Below are 21531 nucleotides of genomic sequence, written 5' to 3' on the forward strand. Positions count from 1 at the left end.
CAACCGGACATCGCGGCCGTGACGGCCGCGGGGCGCTGTGATACCTGCCGCGTTCGAAACCCGAGGATCCCGCCGTGAGCACGTCAGCCGCCCCGACCCCACTCGAATCCCGTGCCTCCGGGCCGCTCTCGGGCACGATTCGCGTGCCCGGCGACAAGTCGATCTCGCACCGTGCGCTGATCCTGGGGGCGCTCTCGGTCGGCGAGACCCGGATTTCCGGCCTGCTCGAGGGCGAGGACGTCCTCAACACCGCCAAATCGATGCGCACCCTCGGCGCCAAGGTCGAACGCACCGGTGAATTCGCCTGGACGGTGAACGGCGTCGGTGTCGGCGGCTTCGCTCAGCCCGCTGCGACGCTCGATTTCGGCAACTCCGGCACCGGCTGCCGGTTGGTGATGGGCGCCGTCGCCGGCTGTCCGATCTCGGCGGTGTTCGACGGCGACGCCTCGCTGCGCAGCCGGCCGATGCGCCGCATCCTCGATCCCTTGGCGCTGATGGGCGCCAAGGTGACCGCCAGCGCCGAGGGCGGCAAGCTTCCGTTAACCCTCCAGGGCGCCATCAATCCGGTTCCGATCGAGTACCGCACGCCGGTCGCCTCGGCGCAGATCAAGTCGGCCGTGCTGCTGGCCGGCCTCGCTGCGCCCGGCGTGACCACCGTGATCGAGCAGGAGGCGAGCCGCGACCATACCGAGCTGATGCTCAAGCATTTCGGCGCAGAGATCGTCACCACGCCGGAAGGCAGCCACGGCCGGCGTATCGCGCTGGCCGGGCAGCCCGAGCTGCGGGGCGCGCCGGTGATCGTGCCGGCCGACCCGTCCTCGGCGGCCTTCCCCCTGGTCGCCGCCCTGATCGTCGAAGGCTCGGACCTCGTGCTGTCGGATGTCATGACAAATCCGCTGCGCACCGGCCTGTTCACGACTTTGCGCGAGATGGGCGCCTCGATCGAGGAGGACGACGTCCGCGGCGATGCCGGCGAGCCGATGGCCCGCCTGCGCGTGCGCGCCTCGAAGCTCAAGGGCGTGGTGGTGCCGCCGGAGCGGGCGCCGTCGATGATCGACGAATATCTCGTCCTCGCCGTCGCCGCCGCCTATGCCGAGGGTACCACGGTCATGCGCGGCCTGCACGAGCTGCGCGTCAAGGAATCCGACCGGCTGGAAGCGACCGCTGCGATGCTGCGCGTCAACGGCGTCAAGGTCGAGATCACCGGTGACGACCTGATCGTCGAGGGCCGCGGCCACGTCCCGGGCGGCGGCCTCGTCGCCACCCACATGGACCACCGCATCGCGATGTCCGCCCTGGTCATGGGGTTGGCTTCCGACAAGCCGGTGACCGTCGACGACACCGCCTTCATCGCCACCAGCTTCCCCGACTTCATCCCGCTGATGTGCAAGGCGGGGGCGGATTTCGCTTAAGGAGCACCATGGCCTCCGCCTTTGACCGCGACGCGCTGCTGGCGGCCTTCGACGCGATCGGACGGGCGGCGGCCCTGGCCGGGGCCAAACTGCAGATCGCGGTTTACGGCGGATCAGCCTTGATGCTGGCGAGCAACTTTCGCTTCGCAACGGAAGACGTCGACGTCTCGGAGCTGCCGAGTCCGCTCCCTGCCTGGCTGACGGCGACGCTTCACGACATCGCCCAGCAAAATGGCTGGTCAGACGACTGGTTCAATGATGGCGTCGCCTTCCACCTCAGCCCGCTGGCGGATCAGGCGGCCGACCACCTGGAGTTCGGCACTTTCCCGCGAGACGGCTCGCCGCCGGGACTGGTGGTCTCCGTACCCTCGGCCGAGTATATGCTAGCGTTGAAGCTCAAGGCGGTCAGGGTCCTTGACCCCGCGCGCGGCGAGGCCGAGCGGCTCGACATCCTCAACCTCATGAAGGTCGTTGGAATCACCGATGCGGATGCAGCCGTCGCGCTCCTTGCGAGATATTTTCCGAAGAGTGCGGCCGCGGCGGAGAAGCAACGCTTTCTGCTGAAGCACATGAACCCAGAGGGAGCCGTCGATGCGCCCAAATACCCTCGCTGAGGCCGTTGCCCGGATAGCGCGGGGCGAATCGCGGGAGATCATGCTCGCCGAGTTCGTGGATACGTTCGATCTCGCTCCCTCCGACGAGGCACGTTATGCAGCCATTGAGGCCGAACCCGTCCTGACCGGCGATCTCCGGACCGATGCCCTCGCTGGCGCCATCGCCGAGTATCTCGCCAAGCAGCGCCGCCTTGGCCGGGTGCCGCCCTGGACCGGTGGCCCGGCGCGGCGTTTGAAGGACCCCTGGTTCACGACCAGTTCGACGTCCCCGGCCCTGCGCGAGTATTTGACCTTCGCCAGCCCGGGAGAGTTCGCCTCCCGCAACATCTTTACCGACGAGCGGCCGCTGCGGCGGGCGCGCGAGACTTCAGGACAACACTCAGCATGATCATCGCCATCGACGGCCCGGCTGCCTCGGGCAAGGGCACCATGGCCAAGCGCCTCGCGGCGCATTATGGCCTCAGGCACCTGGATACGGGCGTGATCTACCGCGCGGTGGCGCATGCGCTGCTGACGGCTGGTCTCGATCTCACGGATGAGGCGCGGGCGGCCGAGGTCGCCATGACGCTGGATCCCTCGACCTTCGACAACCCCGCGTTCAGGTCCCACGAGGTCGGCTCGGCCGCCTCCGTGGTCTCGGCGCTGCCCAAAGTGCGCGAGGCGCTGCTGGCCTTCCAGCGGCAGTTCGCCAGCCAGCCGCCAGGGGCCGTGCTCGACGGCCGTGACATCGGAACCGTGATCTGCCCGGACGCCGAGGTGAAGATCTACGTGGTCGCCGACCCCAAGATCCGGGCGCATCGCCGCACGCTGGAGGCGCGGTCCCGGGGCGAGCCGGCCGATGAGGCGACCATTCTGGCCGACATCCTGGCGCGCGACGAGCGCGACCAGAACCGCCCCGTTGCTCCTTTAAAACAAGCAGCGGATGCTTACTTGCTTGATAACTCCCATTTGGATATAGAGGGCGGCGTCCGGGCCGCCATCGACATCGTCGAGGCCGTTCGAGCGGGCCGTCAGCGGGTTTGATTTCCGCTGGCGTCATTGGAGGAACCGCCCGCTCCCGCCCTTGACCGTCGATAGCTCGATTGCAGTCCAATCGGGTCCGATCAGCCGGACGAAGATTCCTACGTTACGCACGTCACACGTGTCGCATGTGCAGGCATTGCCGGCCCGCGTCGTTTGCGCTTTTCGCGCTGACAACGTGGACGTCTGGGGATTTGTGGACCTCCAGGCACTGTTCATCCGATGCGCCGATCAACCCCACGCTGGCGAGAATGTCCGCATCTGGAGAACCAATGGCTTCGAGTACGTCTGCTAATTCCTACAATCCCAGCCGCGATGATTTTGCCGCGATGCTGGACGAGTCCTTCACGAAGGGCAATCTTCAGGAAAGCTCCGTCGTCAAGGGCAAGGTCGTCGCGATCGAGAAGGACATGGCCGTCATCGACGTCGGCCTGAAGACCGAAGGCCGCGTGGCGCTGCGTGAATTTTCCGGTCCCGGCCGCGACAGCGAGCTGAAGGTCGGCGACGAGGTCGAAGTGTTCCTCGACCGCATCGAGAACGCGCTCGGCGAAGCCGTGCTGTCGCGCGACAAGGCCCGCCGCGAAGAGAGCTGGGGCAAGCTCGAGAAGGCGTTCCAGAACAACGAGAAGGTCAACGGCGTCATCTTCAACCAGGTCAAGGGCGGCTTCACCGTCGACCTCGACGGTGCCGTGGCCTTCCTGCCGCGCTCGCAGGTCGACATCCGTCCGATCCGCGACGTCGCGCCGCTGATGAACAACTCGCAGCCGTTCCAGATCCTCAAGATGGACCGTCGCCGCGGCAACATCGTCGTGTCGCGCCGCACCGTGCTGGAAGAGACCCGCGCCGAGCAGCGCCAGGAGCTGGTGCAGAACCTCGAAGAGGGTCAGGTCATCGACGGCGTCGTCAAGAACATCACCGATTACGGTGCGTTCGTCGACCTCGGCGGCATCGACGGCCTGCTGCACGTCACCGATATCGCCTGGCGGCGTGTCAACCATCCGACCGAGGTGCTCAGCATCGGTCAGACGGTCAAGGTCAAGATCATCAAGATCAACCACGAGACGCACCGCATCTCGCTCGGCATGAAGCAGCTGCTCGACGATCCGTGGCAGGGCATCGAGGCGAAGTACCCGCTGCAGGCCCGCTTCCATGGCCGCGTCACCAACATCACCGACTACGGCGCGTTCGTCGAGCTCGAGCCGGGCATCGAAGGCCTGATCCACGTCTCCGAGATGTCGTGGACCAAGAAGAACATGCACCCCGGCAAGATCGTGTCGACCTCGCAGGAGGTCGAAGTGCAGGTGCTCGAAGTCGATTCGGTCAAGCGCCGCATCTCGCTCGGTCTCAAGCAGACCATGCGCAATCCGTGGGAGGTCTTCGTCGAGAAGCATCCGACGGGTTCGACCGTCGAGGGCGAGGTCAAGAACAAGACCGAGTTCGGCCTGTTCCTGGGCCTCGAAGGCGACGTCGACGGCATGGTCCATCTGTCGGATCTCGACTGGAAGCAGCCGGGCGAGCAGGTCATCGACAACTACAAGAAGGGCGACATGGTCAAGGCCGTGGTGCTCGACGTCGACGTGGAGAAGGAGCGGATCTCGCTCGGCATCAAGCAGCTCGAAGGCGATCCCTTCGCCGAGCCGGGCGATGTCAAGAAGGGTGCGGTCGTCACCTGCGAAGTGCTCGACGTCAAGGACGGCGGCATCGACGTCAAGATCGTCGGCACCGACTTCTCGACCTTCATCAAGCGCTCCGAGCTGGCGCGCGATCGCAACGACCAGCGCACCGAGCGGTTCGCCGTCGGTGAGAAGGTCGATGCCCGCGTGATCCAGTTCGACAAGAAGGCCCGCAAGGTCCAGGTGTCGATCAAGGCGCTGGAAGTCGCGGAAGAGAAGGAAGCCATCGCGCAGTACGGTTCGTCCGATTCGGGCGCGACGCTGGGCGACATTCTCGGTACCGCGCTCAAGAACCGCGATTCGAAGTAAGCCTTCGAAATCGCGCGACGAGATCAAAGCCCCGGCTTCGGCCGGGGCTTTTTTCGTGCGGCGGGGCATTTGGACCCGCCCCGCGCCTGCCTGTCGAATATGCAGATCCAGAGCTATCGCGGCGAACGAACCTGCAGCTTAGTTGCTCCGTCATGCCCGGGCTTGTCCCGGGCATCCACGTCGTTCCCAGTGCGCCGAACGACGTTGATGGCCGGGACGAGCCCGGCCATGACGACGCGGAGGGAGATGAGAGCAAAACTCCCGATCGTCATGCGGGAGCGCTCCGGCCTGGGCCGAGCCCAACAGTCCTCAGCCCCCCGCGCGGCGAAGCGTTCCTTTCTTCAAATTACGCCACGATTGATGTAATCGGATAACGAGATATTCAGGCTGCGGATGCAAAACGCGCCGAGACCTCCAGGAGCTGTCCATGTCGCTTGATTCGGATGTGATCGTCGATCGCCGCAGGCTGCGCCGCAAGCTGACGTTCTGGCGTGTCGTGGCGGTGCTGGTTGCGATCGCCGCGTTGTCCGTGGTCGGTCTTGCGATGTCGCCGCAGGGGCGCACCGCGCTCTCGACCTCAGGCTCGATCGCGCGCGTCAACATCGAGGGCCTGATCCGCAGCGACCAGGAGCGCGTCGAGGCGCTGGAGCGGCTGGAGAACTCGTCGGCCGAGGCCGTGATCGTGCACATCAACTCGCCTGGCGGCACCACCGCAGGCTCCGAGCAGCTCTACGATTCGCTGGTGCGGCTGAAGGCGAAGAAGCCGCTGGTCGTGGTGGTCGAAGGGCTGGCGGCCTCCGGCGGCTACATCGGCGCGATCGCCGCCGACCACATCGTCGCCCAGCAGAGCTCGCTGGTGGGCTCGATCGGCGTGCTGTTCCAGTATCCCAATGTCAGCGAGCTTTTGAAGACGATCGGCGTCAAGGTCGAGGAGGTGAAGTCCTCACCGCTCAAGGCCGCACCCAACGGCTATGAGCCGACCAGCCCGGAGGCGCGCGCTGCACTCGACGACCTGGTGAAGGACTCCTATGCTTGGTTCCGCGGTCTCGTGAAGAACCGTCGCGGCATGGATGATGCGCTGCTGGAAAAGGTCGCCGATGGCCGCGTCTTCACCGGTCGGCAGGCGGTCGAGCTGAAATTGATCGATGAGCTCGGCGACGAGAAGGCGGCGGTCGCCTGGCTCGTGGCCAACAAGGGCGTGAAGAAGGACCTGCCGGTGCGCGACTACAAGCTGGTGCCGCGGTTTGGTGATCTCACGTTCCTGCGGACGGCTACCTCGATGGCGCTCGATGCCGTCGGCCTGTCCGGGATCGCGCGCCAGATCGAGCGCACCGGCGTCGTTCAGGCGGTCGATCGGATCGGACTCGACGGCATGCTGGCGCTCTGGCAGCCCGCAACGGGGAATTGAAACCCGCCAAAACAATCGTCAGACCGATGTTCTCGCCAAGCGTGTGCCGTCGCGTGGTCCGACATCGGGGCCCGCAAGCCGATTCACGGGCCCGATGAATGATTTAGCGTCTTGACAGTCCAGCATATTTTCACGGAAATGGGACCCGTCTCCCCGGGTACATTTTCTCGATGATCAAATCCGAGCTTGTTCAGCGTATCGCCGAGCACAACCCGCATCTCTACCAGCGGGATGTCGAGAACATCGTCAATGCGATCCTCGACGAGATCGTGGCCGCGCTCGCGCGCGGCGATCGCGTCGAGCTACGCGGGTTCGGAGCGTTCTCGGTCAAGCATCGGCCGGCGCGCGCCGGTCGCAATCCGCGGACCGGCGCTCACGTTCCCGTGGACCAGAAGTCCGTGCCGTTCTTCAAGACGGGCAAGGAAATGCGCGAGCGGCTGAATCGGGACCATCCCGATGGCGCTGGCGACGCGGACGAGTGACGCGTCTCGCCCCGGACGTACAGCTTGCCCAAGGTGATGTCAGGGGCTGATTTCACGGGGCTGATTTCGGGGCGGACCGGCCTGACCGATACGAGCGAGCGCATGCGAAAATTCCTCACCATCGTGATCGTTGTTCCGCTGTTGCTGCTGTTCGTCGTGTTCGCAGTCGCCAACCGGCATTTCGTTACCGTATCATTTGATCCGTTCAATGCGACCGATCCGGCGCTGGCCGTCACTGTCCCGCTGTTCGCGTTGATCATCGCGGTGGCGATCCTGGGCGTCATCGCCGGCGGCTGCGCCACCTGGATCGGCCAGCGCCGCTGGCGCCGCGCCGCCCGCCGCAACCTGGCGGACGCCGAAGCGGCTCGGGCACAGGTGGCCCAGCTCAGCGCCGCCGCGCGTGCGAACCAAGGCTCGGCACAATCCCTGGTTCCGGCCGCACCGGCCCGGCTTTTCGCCCCTTATGGGCGAGACAAGCAGGGCGCCGCGTTGTAGAAGGCGCGCAAGGCCGAACGGCGCTTGCGACGCCGTCGGTCTCTGGTGATCCTTTCCGTCCGGACGTGCGTTTCTACCGATGTCCCTGCTCGTCAAAATCTGCGGCCTGACCACGCCCGACACCCTTGCTGCGGCGCTCGACGCGGGCGCCGACATGGTGGGATTCGTGTTCTTTCCGCCGTCCCCGCGCCACGTCAGCCTGACCGATGCCCGAGCGCTCGGCCGCGACGCGAAGGGCCGCGCGCTCAAGGTGGCGCTGACCGTGGATGCCGACGATCCGACGATCGAGAACATCGTCGAGACCCTGCGTCCGGACCTGCTCCAGCTCCACGGCCGCGAAAGCGTCGCGCGCATCCGTGACCTCAAGCAGCGCTTCGGCCTGCCGGTCATGAAGGCGATCCCGGTCGAGACGGCTGCTGACCTCGCGCCGCTGGCGGGCTACGCCGATGTCTGCGACCGTATCCTGTTCGACGCGCGCGCGCCAAAGGACGCGACCCGCCCCGGGGGCCTCGGCGCGACCTTCGACTGGCATCTGCTCCAGAGCGTGAATCTCGATCGTCCGTTCATGGTCTCGGGTGGCTTGAGCGCGGACAACGTCACCGAGGCCGTGCGGATCACGCGTGCCGGCGGTGTCGACGTGTCATCCGGCGTCGAACGGGCGTCGGGTGTGAAGGATTGCGACCTGATCCGGGATTTCATTCGTGCGGCGCGCGCCGCTGAAGAGTTGAGCGTCCAATGACCACAGCCATTCCCAATTCCTTCCGCAGCGGTCCGGATGATCGCGGCCATTTCGGCATCTTCGGCGGCCGCTTCGTCGCCGAAACGCTGATGCCGCTGATTCTCGATCTGGAAAAGGCCTATGCGGAGGCCAAAGCCGACCCGGCGTTCCACGCCGAGATGACCGGCTACCTCAAACACTATGTCGGCCGGCCCTCGCCGCTGTACTACGCGGAGCGCCTGACCGAGCATCTCGGCGGCGCCAAGATCTACTTCAAGCGCGAGGAGCTCAATCACACCGGCTCGCACAAGGTCAACAACGTGCTCGGCCAGATCATGGTCGCGCGCCGCATGGGCAAGAAGCGCATCATCGCCGAGACCGGCGCCGGTCAGCACGGTGTCGCCACCGCCACGCTGTGTGCGCGGTTCGGGCTCGACTGCGTCGTCTACATGGGCGCCGTCGACGTCGAGCGGCAGCAGCCCAACGTGATCCGCATGGAGATGCTCGGCGCCAAGGTGGTGCCAGTACAGTCGGGAGCGAAGACGCTCAAGGACGCCATGAACGAGGCGCTGCGTGACTGGGTCACCAACGTCCACAATACGTTCTACTGCATCGGCACCGTCGCCGGCCCGCACCCCTATCCGATGATGGTCCGCGACTTCCAGTCGGTGATCGGCAGCGAGACTCGCACGCAGATGCAGGAGGCCGAAGGCCGCCTGCCGGATTCGCTGATCGCCTGCATCGGCGGCGGCTCCAATGCGATGGGCCTGTTCCATCCGTTCCTGGATGATCCCACAGTGGAGATCTATGGCGTCGAGGCCGCGGGCCATGGTCTCACGCAGCTGCATGCGGCCTCGATCGCCGGCGGCCGTCCCGGCGTGCTGCACGGCAACCGCACCTATCTGCTGATGAACGAGGATGGCCAGATCGACGAGGCGCATTCGATCTCCGCCGGCCTCGACTATCCCGGCATCGGACCGGAGCACTCCTGGCTGCACGACGTCGGCCGCGTGAACTATCTGTCGGCGACCGACGAGGAAGCGCTGGCTGCGTTCCAGCTGCTGTCACGGCTCGAAGGCATCATTCCCGCGCTGGAGCCCGCGCATGCGATCGCCAAGGTGATGGAGCTCGCGCCCAAGAAGCCGAGGGATCATCTGATGGTGGTCAACATGTCCGGCCGCGGCGACAAGGACGTGCCGCAGGTCGGTGACATCCTGCGAGGAAGGGCAAGAGCACAGTGACCAGCCGGATGGATGCGCGTTTCGCGCAGTTGAAGACCGAAGGCCGCTCGGCGTTCGTCACGTTCGTGATGGCCGGCGATCCCGACGCCGAGACCTCGCTCGCGATCGTCAAGGCGCTGCCGCAGGCGGGCGCCGACATCATCGAAATCGGCATGCCGTTCACCGATCCGATGGCCGACGGACCGTCGATCCAGGCGGCGGGCCTGCGCGCGCTCAAGGCCGGCATGACCTTGAAGAAGACCTTGCAGCTGGTGCGCAGCTTCCGTGAGAGCGACGCGGCGACACCGATCGTGCTGATGGGCTACTACAACCCGATCTACATCTACGGCGTCGATACGTTCCTCGACGACGCCAAGACGGCCGGCGTGGATGGCCTGATCATCGTCGACCTGCCGCCGGAGGAGGACACCGAGCTGTGTATTCCGGCGCTGAAGGCCGGGCTCAATTTCATCCGGCTGGCGACGCCGACCACCGATGACAAGCGGTTGCCGGCGGTGCTCGCGAACACCTCCGGCTTCGTCTATTACGTCTCGATCACCGGCATCACCGGCGCTGCGGCCGCGGATTCGTCCGCCGTGGGTGCCGCCGTGGCCCGCATCAAGCGCCATACCGAACTGCCGGTTTGCGTCGGCTTCGGCATCCGGACACCGGAAGCCGCCCGCGCGATCGCCGCCAACGCCGATGGCGCCGTGGTCGGCACCGCCCTGGTCGACGCGCTGCGCGCCAGCCTCGATGCCGAGGGGCGCGCGACCGCCAAGACCGTCAGCGCGGTCGCCGATCTGGCCGCGGCCCTGGCCCAGGGGGTGCGCGGGGCGCAACAGGCCGCGGAATAAACCATCAACCAATCGCCGATGAACGTCGCGGCCGGCTTGCCGCGGCGCTGCCGTCCCGCCATATAACCGGGCGACCGCAACACGGAGCTTTTCATGAACTGGCTTACCAACGTGGTCCGGCCGAAGATCCGCAACATCCTGCGCCGCGAGACGCCGGAGAACCTCTGGATCAAGTGCCCGGATTCTGGACAGCTCGTGTTCTACAAGGACGTCGAGGCCAACCAGTTCGTCATCCCCGGCTCGAACTATCACATGCGCATGGGCGCGGCGGCGCGGCTGAAGTCGATGTTCGACAATGAGACGTGGTTCGACGTCGCGCTGCCCGAGGTCACGCCCGACCCGCTGAAGTTCCGTGACGAGCGCCGCTACGCCGACCGCATCAAGGATGCGCGGGCGCGGACCGGCATGAATGACGCGGTCAAGGTCGGCTTCGGCAAGCTCGAAGGCATGGGCGTCGTCATCGCCGTGCAGGATTTCGACTTCATGGGCGGCTCGCTCGGCATGGCCGCGGGCGAGGCGATCGTGCGCGGGCTGGAGCTCGCGGTCGAGAAGACTTCGCCGTTCATCGTGTTCGCGGCCTCCGGCGGCGCCCGCATGCAGGAGGGCATCCTGTCGCTGATGCAGATGCCGCGCACGACGGTGGCCGTGCAGATGCTGCGCGAGGCCAAGCTCCCCTACATCGTCGTGCAGACCAATCCGACCACCGGCGGAGTCACCGCGTCCTATGCGATGCTTGGCGACGTTCATATCGCCGAGCCCGGCGCGCTGATCGGTTTCGCGGGCGCCCGTGTCATCGAACAGACCATCCGCGAAAAGCTGCCCGAGGGATTCCAGCGCGCCGAATATTTGCTCGATCACGGCATGGTCGACATGGTCGTGCATCGCCATGACCTGCGCCCGACCCTGGCGCGGCTGTGCCGCCTGCTGACCAAGGCGCCGGCCGTCGAACATGCCAAGCCCGCGCCGCAGCTGCCGCCGCCGGCCAAGTCCGCCGAAACGGCGGAAGCGCCGGCGGTCGCAACGAGCGCGTGAACGCGTCTGCCGCCCAGCCCAAGCCTGCGCTCGACGAGCTGATCACGCGTCTCTCCGCGCTGCATCCAAGCAGGATCTCGCTCGGGCTCGACCGCATGCACCGGCTGCTGGCGCAGCTCGATCATCCCGAGCGCAAGCTGCCGCCGGTGATCCATGTCGCCGGCACCAACGGCAAGGGCTCCACGGTCGCCTATCTGCGCGCGATGCTCGAAGCGGCGGGCCTGCGCGTCCATGTCTTCACCTCGCCCTGGCTGGTGCGCATCAACGAGAGCTATCGGCTCGGCAAGGTCGGCGGCGGCGTCCTGGTCGACGACGATGAGCTGATCTCCGCGCTCTCGGAGTGCGAGCGGATCAACGCGGGCGCGCCGATCACCTTCTTCGAGGTCAAGACCGTCGCGGCCTTCGCGCTGTTCGCCAGGCATCCTGCCGACGTCGTGCTGCTCGAAGTCGGGCTCGGCGGCCGGCTGGATTCGACCAATGTGCTCGAGCAGGTCGCGGCCTCGGTGCTGACGCCGATCAGCATGGACCACATGGAATTCCTCGGCGACACGCGCGCGCTGATCGCAGCCGAGAAGGCTGCCATCATCAAGCGCGGCTGTCCGGTGATTTCGGCGGCGCAGGAGTCGGACGCGATGGCCGTGATCGAGCGCGAGGCCAAGCGCCAGCGTGCGCCGCTGTTTGCCGGGGGCGAGAGCTGGCACGTCAGTGTCGAGCGCAACCGGCTGGTCTATCAGGACGATCGCGGTCTGCTGGATCTGCCGGCGCCAAAGCTGTTCGGGCGACATCAGTTCGACAATGCGGGCCTCGCGATCGCGACCTTGCGTGCGCTCGATCAGTTCAAGCTCCCGACCAAGGCGTTCGAGGACGGCATCGTCGGCGCCGAATGGCCGGCGCGCATGCAGCGGCTATCGAACGGTGCATTGACCGCGATCGCGCCGCAGGGCGCCGAGATCTGGCTCGACGGCGGTCATAATGCCGAAGGCGGCCGCGTCGTCGCCGCCGCGATCGGCGATCTCGAAGAGCGTTTCTCGCGGCAGCTCGTCGTCATCGTCGGCATGATGGGCAACAAGGATGCCGCCGCCTTCCTCGCCAACTTCGCCGGGCTGACGCGCCACATCATCGTCGTGCCGATTCCGAACGAGAGCAAGGCGACGGCGCCGGCCGATCTCGCAGCGGCTGCGCGCACGCTCGGCATGCGCGTCGAGATTGCCGATGGCGTGGCGTCCGCGCTCGCCGGCATCGCGCGGCTTGCCTATGAAGTGCCGCCGCGTATCCTGATCACGGGGTCGCTTTATCTTGCGGGGCACGTGCTCGACCTCAACGGCACGCCGCCGACCTGAGGACAACACCACATGCGTTTTGCCGCGATCGCCGACGTCCACGGCAATCATCTCGCACTCGAAGCCGTGCTCGCCGATATCCGTGCGCAAGGCGTGACCGAGATCGTCGACCTCGGCGACATGGCAAGCGGCCCGCTCGATGCGCGAAAGTCGCTGGACAGGCTGATGGCGCTCGATGCGGTGCATGTGCGCGGCAATCACGATCGCTGGCTGATCGATCGCCCGTTCGAGAAGATGGGCGCGTGGGAGCGCCCGGCCTATCCGCAGCTCGACAGCAAACATCTCGATTGGCTGCGCACGGTCCCGGCGACGGCAGTCTATCGCGACCAGGCGTTTCTCTGTCACGCGACGCCTGAGGACGACAACGTCTACTGGCTTGAAAACGTTGCGGCGGATGGCGCTATCACCTGCGCGACGCTCGATGAGATCGAGCGGCTGGCCGCCGGCATTTCGCAATCGCTGATCCTGTGCGGCCACACGCACACCGCACGCGCCGTGCGCCTGCGTGACGGAAGACTGATCGTGAACCCCGGCAGCGTCGGCAGCCCTGGCTATTCCTACAACGTGCCGCATCCGCATGTGGTGCAGGCCGGCACGCCCGACGCGCGCTACGCGATCCTGGAGCTGACTCCGGCTGGTTGGAGCGTGAGCTTTCGCCATGTGCCTTACGATCATCGCGCGATGGCCGAGCTGGCGCGCGCCAATGGCGACGAGGAATTTGCATCCGCGCTCGCCACCGGCTGGATCCGCTGATCAGGCGAGCAGCTTCAAGGGATCGGCGACCTTCTGCTCGAGCTGCTCGAAGGTGCATTGCTTCGGCCATTTGTCCGGGCGCCAGCGCAGGATCGAGGTGCCGTGACGGAAGCGTTCGCCGGAGAAGTGGTCGTAGCAGACCTCGATCACCAGCTTCGGCTTCAGCGGACACCATTCCGCCGAGCGCTCGGTCGACCACCGGCTCGGCCCGCCCGGCGCATTGCCGGTGAAGCCGGGTGGCGAGATCAATGGCTCGAGTTTGTCGGTCAGCGCGGGCTTCTCGTCCTTCTTGAGCGCGGAGGTGAAGCCGACGTGATGCAGCAGGCCGTTTTCGTCATACAGACCAAGGAGTAGCGAGCCGACGAGCTTCCGCCCGTTGTCACCTTTGTTCGTCGCGTAGCGGAAACCGCCGATGACGCAATCGGCCGAGCGATAGCGCTTGATCTTCTGCATGCCGTCGCGGTTGCCGGCCTGGTAGGGCAAGTCGACGCGTTTCGCGATCACGCCGTCCGAGCCGCCGCCGGACTGCGCCAGCCATTTCTGCGCGGTCGCGAAGCGCGTCGTCGCCGGAGACAGCCGGAAGGTCGGATGGCCTTCGAAATTGGCCTTCGCGAAAGTTTCCAGTGCCGGGCGTCGGTCATGCAGCGGCTCTGTCATCAGCTCATTGTCCTTCGCCGTCGCCAGCAGGTCGAAGGCGAGGAACAACGCCGGCGTTTCGACGGAGAGCTTCTTCACGCGGCTGGCGGCCGGATGAATCCGCTGTAGCAGGGTATCGAACGAGAACGATTTCGCCTGCGGCACCACCAGCTCGCCGTCGAGCGTGAAGCGCGTTGCCTTCAGCTTCCGCGCGGCGGCGACCACTTCGGGGAAGTAGCGCGCGAGATCCTCGCCGGCCTTCGACTGCATGGTGACACTCGTCCCGTCGCGCGCGAGCAGGCAGCGGAAACCGTCCCATTTCGGCTCGTACAGCCAGTCCTCGCCGAGCGGGATCACATCTACCGACCGCGCCTCCATGGCCAGGAGGCCGGATTTGCGGGAGGGGGAGCGGCGGGGGCGGGCGGGCATGGTGACATCCGAAAACGCTGAAAACACCTCCTCTCAACGCAAACGGCCGGCGATGGCGCCGGCCGTTCGACAGAAATTCTGGTTTGGAACGCGTCACATCGACGACGAAATCCACTGCTGCAGCTTCGCCTTCGGCGCGGCGCCGACCTGACGGGAGGCCATTTCGCCGCCCTTGAACACCATCAGGGTCGGGATCGACATCACGCCGTATTTCGAGGCCGTCTTCGGGCTCTCGTCGACGTTCAGCTTGACGATCTTGACCTTGTCGCCGAGCGCGCTCGAAATCTCGTCGAGGGCAGGCGCGATCATGCGGCACGGACCGCACCACTCGGCCCAGAAGTCGACCACGACCGGGCCGTCCGCCTGGAGCACTTCGCTTTCGAAATCGGCGTCGGAAACCTTGCCAACGGCCATGGGATCTACCTCGTTCGGTTGGAGGGAGCGGCACCGATGTCGCGCCGCCTCTTCTGCGTGGGTGTCAAAGTAGGAATGGCGCGATGCCGGGTCAAGCGCGCTCACTCAGACGGGATCGGATGGCAGCATGGCGTCCAACGCGGAGGCTGGAAGCTCCATGAATTCAGGGGCTTCGGTCCAGAGCAGGGCGGCGCGGACGGCTCGTCCGGGGTACAATTGCCCGAGCACGGCCCGGTACAGCGCGAGCTGCCGGACATAGGCCTCGGGCACGTCGGATAGCCCCGAGGGCGGCTGCTGGTTGGTCTTGAAGTCGACGATCAGCACCTCGGCCTCGGTCACCACGAGCCGGTCGATCTGGCCGGACACCAGCGCCCGCGGCTGTCCGGGCAGCGCGAGGCGGCCGACGATCGACACCTCGGCCCGGCTGCCGGGGGCGAACACCGCGGCAAAACGCGAGTCGCCGATCACGGCTAGCACGCGCGCCGCCAGCCGCTCGCGCTCCTCCTCAGGCCAATCCGCCGCATTGCGGAGCAGATATCGCAGCGCGGCGTCGCGGCGCCGTTCGGGCAGCACGTCCGGCAGCGACTGCAGCAGGCGATGCACCAGGGTGCCGCGCTGCATCGCGAGGCTGCGCGCCGCTAGCGATTCGCCCGTGCGCACCGGCCGCTCGTCGGATGAGGGATCGGACGGCCTGAGCACGGCGATCTCTGCGGGCGCCTCGGCCGACGGCGCCCTCAGCCAGGCCGGCAGTTCGACCGCCGTCTCTCCCATGCGCCGCGCCGCGTCGCCGGAGGTCTCCGCGATGTCCTCAGGCCGCGCGTAACGCTTGACGGGCCCGTCCTCGGTCTCGATCACCTCGACCTGCAAGCCCGCCGCATCGAGTCCACGCGCCATCAGGTCGTACCAGCTGCCGCCGCGGACGTTGGTCATGTTGCCCGGCATGCAGCCGCCGATCACCAGCCGGTCGGCGGCCCGGGTCATCGCGACATAGAGCAGGCGGCGATATTCGTCCTCGGTCTCTTTCAGCATCGCGACGCGCGCGGCCGCGACGGCCTGCGGATCGTCCGCCTTGCGGCCGGCCCACACCACGATCTCCTGCTCGCCATGCGGCACGTGGATCAGCCGCAGCCGCTGCGAATCCGCCGGCGACGAGGTGGTGTCGACCAGGAACACCACGGAGGCTTCGAGCCCCTTGGCGCCGTGCACGGTCATGACGCGCACCTCGTCACGCGAGATCTCCATGTCACGCTTGACCTCGGTATCGGCGGCGCGCAGCCACGCGACAAAACCCTGCAGCGAGGCCGGCGCCTTGCGTTCATAGGACAGCGCGAGCTCGAGGAATTCGTCGAGCGCGTCATTGGCCTCGTGGCCGAGCCGCGCCAGGATGCGCCGCCGTCCGCCGTCGCCACCGAGCAGCCAGGCATAGAACGCGAACGGGGTGTCTTCCGCGGCGCGCCGCTCGCACTGCTGCAGCCGGCGTACGACGCCCTGCAGCCGCTCGTCGCCGACGGCGTGCGAGGTCAGTGCATCGCGCAACGACCCGCGGCGCTGCCACGCCAGCTTGAACAGATCGTCGTCGTCGAGGCCGAACAGCGGGCTCTTCAGCGCGGTCGCCAGCGCCAGGTCGTCCCGCGGCAGCAGCAGCGCGTCGGCAAGGTTCATCAGATCGATGATCGCGATGTGCTCGGTCAGCTTGAGCCGGTCGGCGCCTGCCACGGGAATGCCGGCATGCTTGAGCGCCTGGATGACGGCATCGAACGCGTTGCCGCGCCGGCGCACCAGGATCAGCATGTCGCCGTAGCTCAGCCGCCGCCGCGCGCCGTCATGGCCGGTCATCGTGCCCGTCTGGATCAGCCGCTTGATCTCGGCCTGGATGCGCCGCGACAGCTTCACCTCGGGGCTGGTGACGGAGACGCCGTCGAACGGCGCGCGCCAGCCCTCGATCTCCTTGCGGTCGTCGCGTTCGCACAGGCTCCACAGCTCGACCAGGCTCGGCCCGGCATCGGTCATCGCGTTGTGGATGGGATAGCCGATGTCAGGCGAATGGATGCTGCTGTAGACCTCGCGCTCGCGGAACACGTGGTCGACCGCGTGCAGCACCGTCGGTCCCGAGCGGAACGAATAGGTGAAGGACACCGGATCGAACAGCAGCCCTGCGTCGGTGAAGCGCTTCTGCAGCTGGCGCCGACGCGCATCGAATTCGTGCGGGTCGGCGCCCTGGAACGAGAAGATCGACTGCTTCTCGTCGCCGACCGCAAAGATGGTCCGCGTGAGCGAGTCGCGCGCGCCGGCGCCGGCGGTGAACTCCTCGATGATGTGGGCGACGATGTCCCATTGCCGCGGGCTCGTATCCTGCGCCTCGTCGATCAGCACGTGATCGACGCCGCGGTCGAGCTTGTAGTGCACCCACCCCGCCGAGACGCGGTTGAGCATGACGAGCGTCTTGTCGATCAGGTCGTCATAGTCAAGGAGCCCGCGCTCCTCCTTCTCGCGGCGATAGTTGGCCGCCGCCGCGGTCGCGATCCGCAGCAGCGCCTCGGTGCGGTCACGAACCACAGCAGCGCGGCGCTTCTCGATCAGGCGATCGAGCCGGCGCGCTTCCGACTCGAACAGGCCGGCGAGCCCCGGATTTCCGTCGGCGAACTTCTTGGTGAGCAGCGATTTGCGCGGCTCCTTCTTCTCGGTCAGGAACAGCCGAAGATATTCGTCGACCTGATCCGTACCCGAGAAGGCCAGCGCCGCGCGCAGTTGCTCCGCCTGATCCTTGTCGGACTTGGCGCCGCCGTCGAGCCGCGCGGCGATCTCGCTCCAATCCGCGCGCGGCAGGTTGGGGCCATCGAGAATGTCATGCTCGATCGCCTCCAGTGTCTCGCCGGCGCCGATGCCGAGCACCTCGCCGAGCTGTTGCGCGGCGACCTCGACGCGGCCGGCGCCATCGGTCCAGGCCATGAAATGATCGCGGCTGAGACAGGCGTCGCGCACGACCTCCTTGAAGGTCGAATCCGCTGCATTGGCCATTGCGACCTGCAGCGCGCGGCCGACGGCGCTGTCCGGCGCGCGCGCCGCATCGAGCAGCACCTTGAGGTTGGCGCGCTCCATCATCTCGGTCTGGTCGCGCTCGTCGAGCACCGCAAACCGCGCCGGCACGTTGGCCTCGAACGGAAACTGCTGCAAGAGCCGCGTGCACAATGCGTGGATGGTCTGCACCTTCAGCCCGCCCGGCGTCTCCAGCGCGCTGGCGAACAGCTTGCGTGCCGAGGCGCGCAGCTTCTTGTCAGGGGTGGGAATGCCGGTCGCTTTGATCGCGCCGTCGAGCGCGTCGTCGTCGAGCGTCACCCAATGACCGAGTGTCGAGAACACGCGCTCGGCCATGTTGGCGGCGGCGGCCTTGGTGAAGGTGATGCACAGGATCTTTTCCGGCGGCACGCCGTCGAGCAGCAGCCGGATCACGCGCTGCACCAGCACATGCGTCTTGCCCGAGCCGGCATTGGCCGACACGAACGCCGAGGCAGCCGGGTTCGAGGCGCGGGTCTGCGCGTCGCGCACGGCCTGCGGAATGGGGCGGGGCGCCTTCACCATTCCTCGACTCCCAGTCCGCCCGCCGCCGACCATTCCTTGATGCGGGCGAGGTCGTCATAGCTGCCGTAGCGGTTCGCCCACATCGACAGGTTCAGCGAAGTATAGCCTTGATTGACGTCCTCGAAGCTGCGGATCAGCTCTTCCAGTTTGTTGCGCGCCTCCTGCGCGGCCTGGTCCGGATGCTGTGGCGGGTCACTCTTGTTGATCTTCAGTTCGAGGATGCGCTCCTCGCCCGGCGGATTGTTGCCCGACAGCCTGACATAAACGAGCTGGCTGATCAGGCTGCCGGCCGGGATGCCCTCGAAGCCGCCCTCGCGCAGGATCGCGGCCTCTAACGTGAGCTGCGGCGACAGGCCCATCCGTACCTGCTTGGCGGTTGGCGGCTGGCCGGTCTTGTAGTCGAGGATGGCGTAGGTGCCCTCGGCACGGCGCTCGATGCGGTCGGCGCGCGCCGACAGCATGAAGGTGCGATCATGGCTCAAGGGAATGCCGATCTCGCCGCGGATCTCGGCGGTGATCGCGCCGATCTGCTCGCGGCGGGCGCTCTCCCACGCCGCGAACCAGCCGGCGATGCGCTGGAAGCGCGGCCACCACAGCGCGCGCGCCTCGGGGCGCTCCATCAGCGGCGCAAAGTGCTTCTCGCCGATCACGCGCAGCGCATGCGCCGGATGCAGCGGCAGCGCCTCTGCATAGGTCTGCGTGAACTCGCCGATCGCCTCATGGATCGCCGAGCCGCGATCGGCCGCCGACAGCGGCATGTCGACGGGATCGAGCGGATCGAGCCTGAGGATGTAGCGCGCGAAGATGGTATAGGGATCGCGCAGCCAGTCCTCTATCGCGGTCACCGACATGCGCAGCGGACGTGCCGCTAGCGGCGGCTTCGGCGCCGGCTGCTCGATGGGCTTCACCGCGGCAGGCTGGTCGAGCACTTCGGCATAGCGGACGTAAGCGTCGCCGCGCGCGGTCGCCGCGTTCCAGCGCTCGGCGCCGGCGACGGCTTCGAGCCGGTGCAGGAAGCGCGAGGCGACAGCCGGCGCGCCCCCGGATTTCGCCGCATGCGTCAGGATCACTTCGGACGCGCCGAGCAGCTGCGCGAAGTCGTGTGCCGAGAGGCCGATGCGGCGCTCGGGCAGGTCGAGGCCGAGCTGATGCCGCATCGGGCGGCTCAGCCAGGGATCGATGCGCGGCGCCGGCGGCCACACGCCCTCGATCAGGCCGCCGATGATGATGCGATCGGCCTGCATCAGGCGCGCTTCGAGCGGACCGTAGATCTGCAACTGCGCGCCGTGGCGCTCGGGGCGGCGCACCGCGCGATCGGAGAACGCGGTGTGGAACAGGTCCGGATAATCCGACAGCGGCGCCATCAGGCCGCAGCGCTCGCCGGAGGCCAGCAGATCGTCGAAGCAGCGTGCCAGCGCCGTGCCGGCGCGGTCGGCAAAGGCGGTGCTGAGACCGGCATCGTCGGTCGACAGCGCGATCAGCACCTCGCGGTGTCGCGCGGCCAGCTCGGCGAAATCCTGCGGCCGCGGCGAGGCGAGGTTTTCCAACGGCGCCAGCGCGGTCTGCAATTGCGCAATCAGCGCGCCGGCGCCGTCGAGCTGCTCATTGCTGAGCCGCGCGCGCGGTTCGGCCTTGTGCAGTGATGAGGCTTCGCCCTGATGCAGCTTGGTGTGCTCGTCGCGGAAGCGCGCGAAGTCGCGCGCGAGCCCGCTCGTGCCGGCTTGCGGCCGCGTGCCTCGGAGCACGGCGAGCTCCAAGGTTTCGATCGCATGCTTCCAGCCTTTCGCGGCGCGGCCGAGCCGGCACAGCGGATGCTTGAGCAGCGCCAGCAATGTCGGCGGCTCCAGCCCGCGCGCGGCGGCTTCGGCGGTGAGGCGAGCGAAGATGCCGGCCGGCGTCTCCAGCACCGCGTCGCCGCCGGAATCGTCGAAGGTCAGGTGCCAGCGCGTCAGCGCGGCCATCACCCGTCGCGCCAGCGCGCGGTCCGGCGTCACCAGCGCGGCCGACTTCCCGAGATGGCGCGCCTCGCGCATCGCGATCGCGATTCCCAGCGCCTCCATCTCCGGATTGGGCGCGGCGACCACAGCGAGATTGTCCATCGCCTCGGCGATGTTGGCGGCGATGTCGAACTGGCGCAGCCGCTCGTGCCAGACCGCGGTCGCCTCCGACGGCCGCATCGCCTCTGAGATCAGCACCTCGCGGCCGCCGCGGCCGGGCGGCACCAGTCTGATCACGTCGCGCCGCTCCAGGCCGAAGCGCTTGAGCAGCAGGTGCATCGCATATTGCGGATGGTTGACGGCAGGCGGCGTGAGCGCGCGGCCGCCGCGATCCTTGGCGCCGCCGATCGAATTCCACGCGGACTCGTCGAGATCGGTGTCGAGCCCGGGCAGCACCACGGCGCCATGCGGCAGCTTGCCGACCGCCAGCAGGAACTTGGCGGTCGCCGGCATCGAGCCGGTCGAGCCCGCGGCGATCACGGGACCATCCGGATGCGCCGACAGCCGCGCCGCCTCGGCCGCGATCAGCAGATCGCGCCGCGCCGCCGGCTCGATGTGCTCGATCTCCTGCAGATAGGCCGGCCACGCCGTGCGCGCGATGCGCAAGAATTCGAGCGAATACTGCCAGTATTTGTCGAGCTGATCCGGCACCAGTTCGTCGAGCGCATCCCACGACACGCCGCGCGTCACCATGTCGTCGATCAGCCGCGCCAGGTCGCCGGCCAGCGCGAGCGTCGAGGCCGGGCCGCCGATCACCAGCGGTGCCGACACCGGCGTCTTGGCCCAGGCCGCGACGAGTCGCGCCAAGGTCAGCCGGCGCTGCAGCTCGTCGAGCCGCTCCGGAATCTCCAGTGGTGCCGGCCCGAGGAACGCGTCGCGATCTTCCGCGAAGGCGAGCTCATCCTCGTCGATGTCGCCGAGCGCGACCAGCCGCGGCAGCACCGCCGCATCGGTCTTCAGCTCCTCAAGGAACATCTCGCGCGCAACCCGAAGGGAGCGCCGCGTCGGCAGATACAGCGTCGCCGTGGCGAGCCGAGCCGGATCCGACCGCGCCTCGAAGCCGTCGACCAGCCGGCCGTCCACCAGCGCCGCGATCACGCTGCGCAGGAACGGGGCCGAGATCGGAACGGTGAAGACGCGCATGGC

Annotated in this window: 18 protein-coding genes; 14 read left to right on the forward strand and 4 right to left on the reverse strand. The window is 67.2% G+C overall.

What is annotated here, in order from left to right; genetic code table 11:
• The first annotated feature begins 74 nt into the window (after positions 1-74).
• The 14 genes from aroA (at position 75) to ACQR1B_RS00345 (ending at position 13330) form a co-directional block, all read left to right on the forward strand.
• Positions 75-1412, forward strand: a complete 1338-nt coding sequence (gene aroA, locus ACQR1B_RS00280) for a 3-phosphoshikimate 1-carboxyvinyltransferase (protein ID WP_434832843.1) — start codon at positions 75-77, stop codon at positions 1410-1412.
• Between the two features lie 8 nt (positions 1413-1420).
• A complete protein-coding gene (locus ACQR1B_RS00285; protein WP_434832842.1) occupies positions 1421-2026 on the forward strand; it encodes a hypothetical protein in 606 nt (201 codons plus the stop codon).
• A gap of 40 nt (positions 2027-2066) precedes the next feature.
• Positions 2067-2414, forward strand: coding sequence for a hypothetical protein (locus ACQR1B_RS00290; RefSeq protein ID WP_434832841.1), 348 nt, complete (start codon positions 2067-2069; stop codon positions 2412-2414).
• Entirely contained in the window at positions 2411-3049 is a 639-nt protein-coding gene (gene cmk / locus ACQR1B_RS00295; RefSeq protein ID WP_434832840.1) for a (d)CMP kinase, read from the forward strand. The genes ACQR1B_RS00290 and cmk overlap by 4 nt, the downstream gene beginning before the upstream one ends.
• 269 nt (positions 3050-3318) lie before the next feature.
• A complete protein-coding gene (rpsA, locus tag ACQR1B_RS00300; RefSeq protein ID WP_434832839.1) occupies positions 3319-5028 on the forward strand; it encodes a 30S ribosomal protein S1 in 1710 nt (569 codons plus the stop codon).
• A 427-nt stretch (positions 5029-5455) separates the two neighbouring features.
• The gene (gene sppA / locus ACQR1B_RS00305; protein ID WP_434832838.1) at positions 5456-6436 is read left to right on the forward strand and encodes a signal peptide peptidase SppA; all 981 of its coding nucleotides are present in this window, start codon (positions 5456-5458) and stop codon (positions 6434-6436) included.
• A 170-nt stretch (positions 6437-6606) separates the two neighbouring features.
• Positions 6607-6918 (forward strand): integration host factor subunit beta, encoded by a 312-nt coding sequence (locus tag ACQR1B_RS00310; RefSeq protein WP_434832837.1) that lies wholly within the window; start codon positions 6607-6609, stop codon positions 6916-6918.
• A 102-nt stretch (positions 6919-7020) separates the two neighbouring features.
• Positions 7021-7413 carry a DUF1049 domain-containing protein gene (locus ACQR1B_RS00315; protein WP_434832900.1) on the forward strand — a complete coding sequence of 131 codons (393 nt, stop codon included), beginning with the start codon at positions 7021-7023 and terminating at the stop codon, positions 7411-7413.
• A gap of 79 nt (positions 7414-7492) precedes the next feature.
• Positions 7493-8152, forward strand: a complete 660-nt coding sequence (locus ACQR1B_RS00320; RefSeq protein ID WP_434832836.1) for a phosphoribosylanthranilate isomerase — start codon at positions 7493-7495, stop codon at positions 8150-8152.
• Positions 8149-9372, forward strand: coding sequence for a tryptophan synthase subunit beta (gene trpB, locus ACQR1B_RS00325; protein ID WP_434832835.1), 1224 nt, complete (start codon positions 8149-8151; stop codon positions 9370-9372). The genes ACQR1B_RS00320 and trpB overlap by 4 nt, the downstream gene beginning before the upstream one ends.
• Positions 9369-10205, forward strand: coding sequence for a tryptophan synthase subunit alpha (trpA, locus tag ACQR1B_RS00330; RefSeq protein ID WP_434832834.1), 837 nt, complete (start codon positions 9369-9371; stop codon positions 10203-10205). Before trpB ends, trpA begins: the two co-directional genes overlap by 4 nt.
• Before the next feature lie 93 nt (positions 10206-10298).
• On the forward strand, positions 10299-11237 hold the full coding sequence (accD, locus tag ACQR1B_RS00335; protein ID WP_434832833.1) for an acetyl-CoA carboxylase, carboxyltransferase subunit beta: 939 nt from the start codon (positions 10299-10301) through the stop codon (positions 11235-11237).
• Entirely contained in the window at positions 11234-12577 is a 1344-nt protein-coding gene (locus tag ACQR1B_RS00340; RefSeq protein WP_434832832.1) for a bifunctional folylpolyglutamate synthase/dihydrofolate synthase, read from the forward strand. Before accD ends, ACQR1B_RS00340 begins: the two co-directional genes overlap by 4 nt.
• A gap of 12 nt (positions 12578-12589) precedes the next feature.
• A complete protein-coding gene (locus ACQR1B_RS00345; RefSeq protein ID WP_434832831.1) occupies positions 12590-13330 on the forward strand; it encodes a metallophosphoesterase family protein in 741 nt (246 codons plus the stop codon).
• Here ACQR1B_RS00345 and ACQR1B_RS00350 read toward each other — a convergent pair whose 3' ends face one another.
• From ACQR1B_RS00350 to addB, 4 genes are all read right to left on the reverse strand, one after another.
• Positions 13331-14344, reverse strand: coding sequence for an ATP-dependent DNA ligase (locus ACQR1B_RS00350; RefSeq protein ID WP_434832899.1), 1014 nt, complete (start codon positions 14342-14344; stop codon positions 13331-13333).
• Positions 14345-14488: 144 nt separating this feature from the next.
• Positions 14489-14809 (reverse strand): thioredoxin, encoded by a 321-nt coding sequence (trxA, locus tag ACQR1B_RS00355; RefSeq protein WP_434832830.1) that lies wholly within the window; start codon positions 14807-14809, stop codon positions 14489-14491.
• A gap of 105 nt (positions 14810-14914) precedes the next feature.
• Positions 14915-18388, reverse strand: coding sequence for a double-strand break repair helicase AddA (gene addA / locus ACQR1B_RS00360; protein WP_434832829.1), 3474 nt, complete (start codon positions 18386-18388; stop codon positions 14915-14917).
• A complete protein-coding gene (gene addB, locus ACQR1B_RS00365) occupies positions 18382-21528 on the reverse strand; it encodes a double-strand break repair protein AddB (RefSeq protein WP_434832828.1) in 3147 nt (1048 codons plus the stop codon). The genes addA and addB overlap by 7 nt, the downstream gene beginning before the upstream one ends.
• Between the last annotated feature and the right edge of the window lie 3 nt (positions 21529-21531).

Origin of the sequence: Bradyrhizobium oligotrophicum, assembly GCF_051168495.1 — a bacterium.
Taxonomy (GTDB): domain Bacteria; phylum Pseudomonadota; class Alphaproteobacteria; order Rhizobiales; family Xanthobacteraceae; genus Bradyrhizobium; species Bradyrhizobium oligotrophicum_A.

What these genes read in the sequence shown, in the direction of transcription:
- rpsA (WP_434832839.1), top strand. Translation starts at nt 3,319, where the DNA reads ATGGCTTCGAGTACGTCTGCTAATTCCTACAATCCCAGCCGCGATGAT.
- addB (WP_434832828.1), bottom strand. Translation starts at nt 21,528, where the DNA reads ATGCGCGTCTTCACCGTTCCGATCTCGGCCCCGTTCCTGCGCAGCGTG.
- addA (WP_434832829.1), bottom strand. Translation starts at nt 18,388, where the DNA reads ATGGTGAAGGCGCCCCGCCCCATTCCGCAGGCCGTGCGCGACGCGCAG.
- cmk (WP_434832840.1), top strand. Translation starts at nt 2,411, where the DNA reads ATGATCATCGCCATCGACGGCCCGGCTGCCTCGGGCAAGGGCACCATG.
- ACQR1B_RS00350 (WP_434832899.1), bottom strand. Translation starts at nt 14,344, where the DNA reads ATGGAGGCGCGGTCGGTAGATGTGATCCCGCTCGGCGAGGACTGGCTG.
- ACQR1B_RS00315 (WP_434832900.1), top strand. Translation starts at nt 7,021, where the DNA reads ATGCGAAAATTCCTCACCATCGTGATCGTTGTTCCGCTGTTGCTGCTG.
- trxA (WP_434832830.1), bottom strand. Translation starts at nt 14,809, where the DNA reads ATGGCCGTTGGCAAGGTTTCCGACGCCGATTTCGAAAGCGAAGTGCTC.
- accD (WP_434832833.1), top strand. Translation starts at nt 10,299, where the DNA reads ATGAACTGGCTTACCAACGTGGTCCGGCCGAAGATCCGCAACATCCTG.
- ACQR1B_RS00310 (WP_434832837.1), top strand. Translation starts at nt 6,607, where the DNA reads ATGATCAAATCCGAGCTTGTTCAGCGTATCGCCGAGCACAACCCGCAT.
- ACQR1B_RS00320 (WP_434832836.1), top strand. Translation starts at nt 7,493, where the DNA reads ATGTCCCTGCTCGTCAAAATCTGCGGCCTGACCACGCCCGACACCCTT.
- ACQR1B_RS00345 (WP_434832831.1), top strand. Translation starts at nt 12,590, where the DNA reads ATGCGTTTTGCCGCGATCGCCGACGTCCACGGCAATCATCTCGCACTC.
- ACQR1B_RS00285 (WP_434832842.1), top strand. Translation starts at nt 1,421, where the DNA reads ATGGCCTCCGCCTTTGACCGCGACGCGCTGCTGGCGGCCTTCGACGCG.
- sppA (WP_434832838.1), top strand. Translation starts at nt 5,456, where the DNA reads ATGTCGCTTGATTCGGATGTGATCGTCGATCGCCGCAGGCTGCGCCGC.
- ACQR1B_RS00290 (WP_434832841.1), top strand. Translation starts at nt 2,067, where the DNA reads ATGCTCGCCGAGTTCGTGGATACGTTCGATCTCGCTCCCTCCGACGAG.
- trpB (WP_434832835.1), top strand. Translation starts at nt 8,149, where the DNA reads ATGACCACAGCCATTCCCAATTCCTTCCGCAGCGGTCCGGATGATCGC.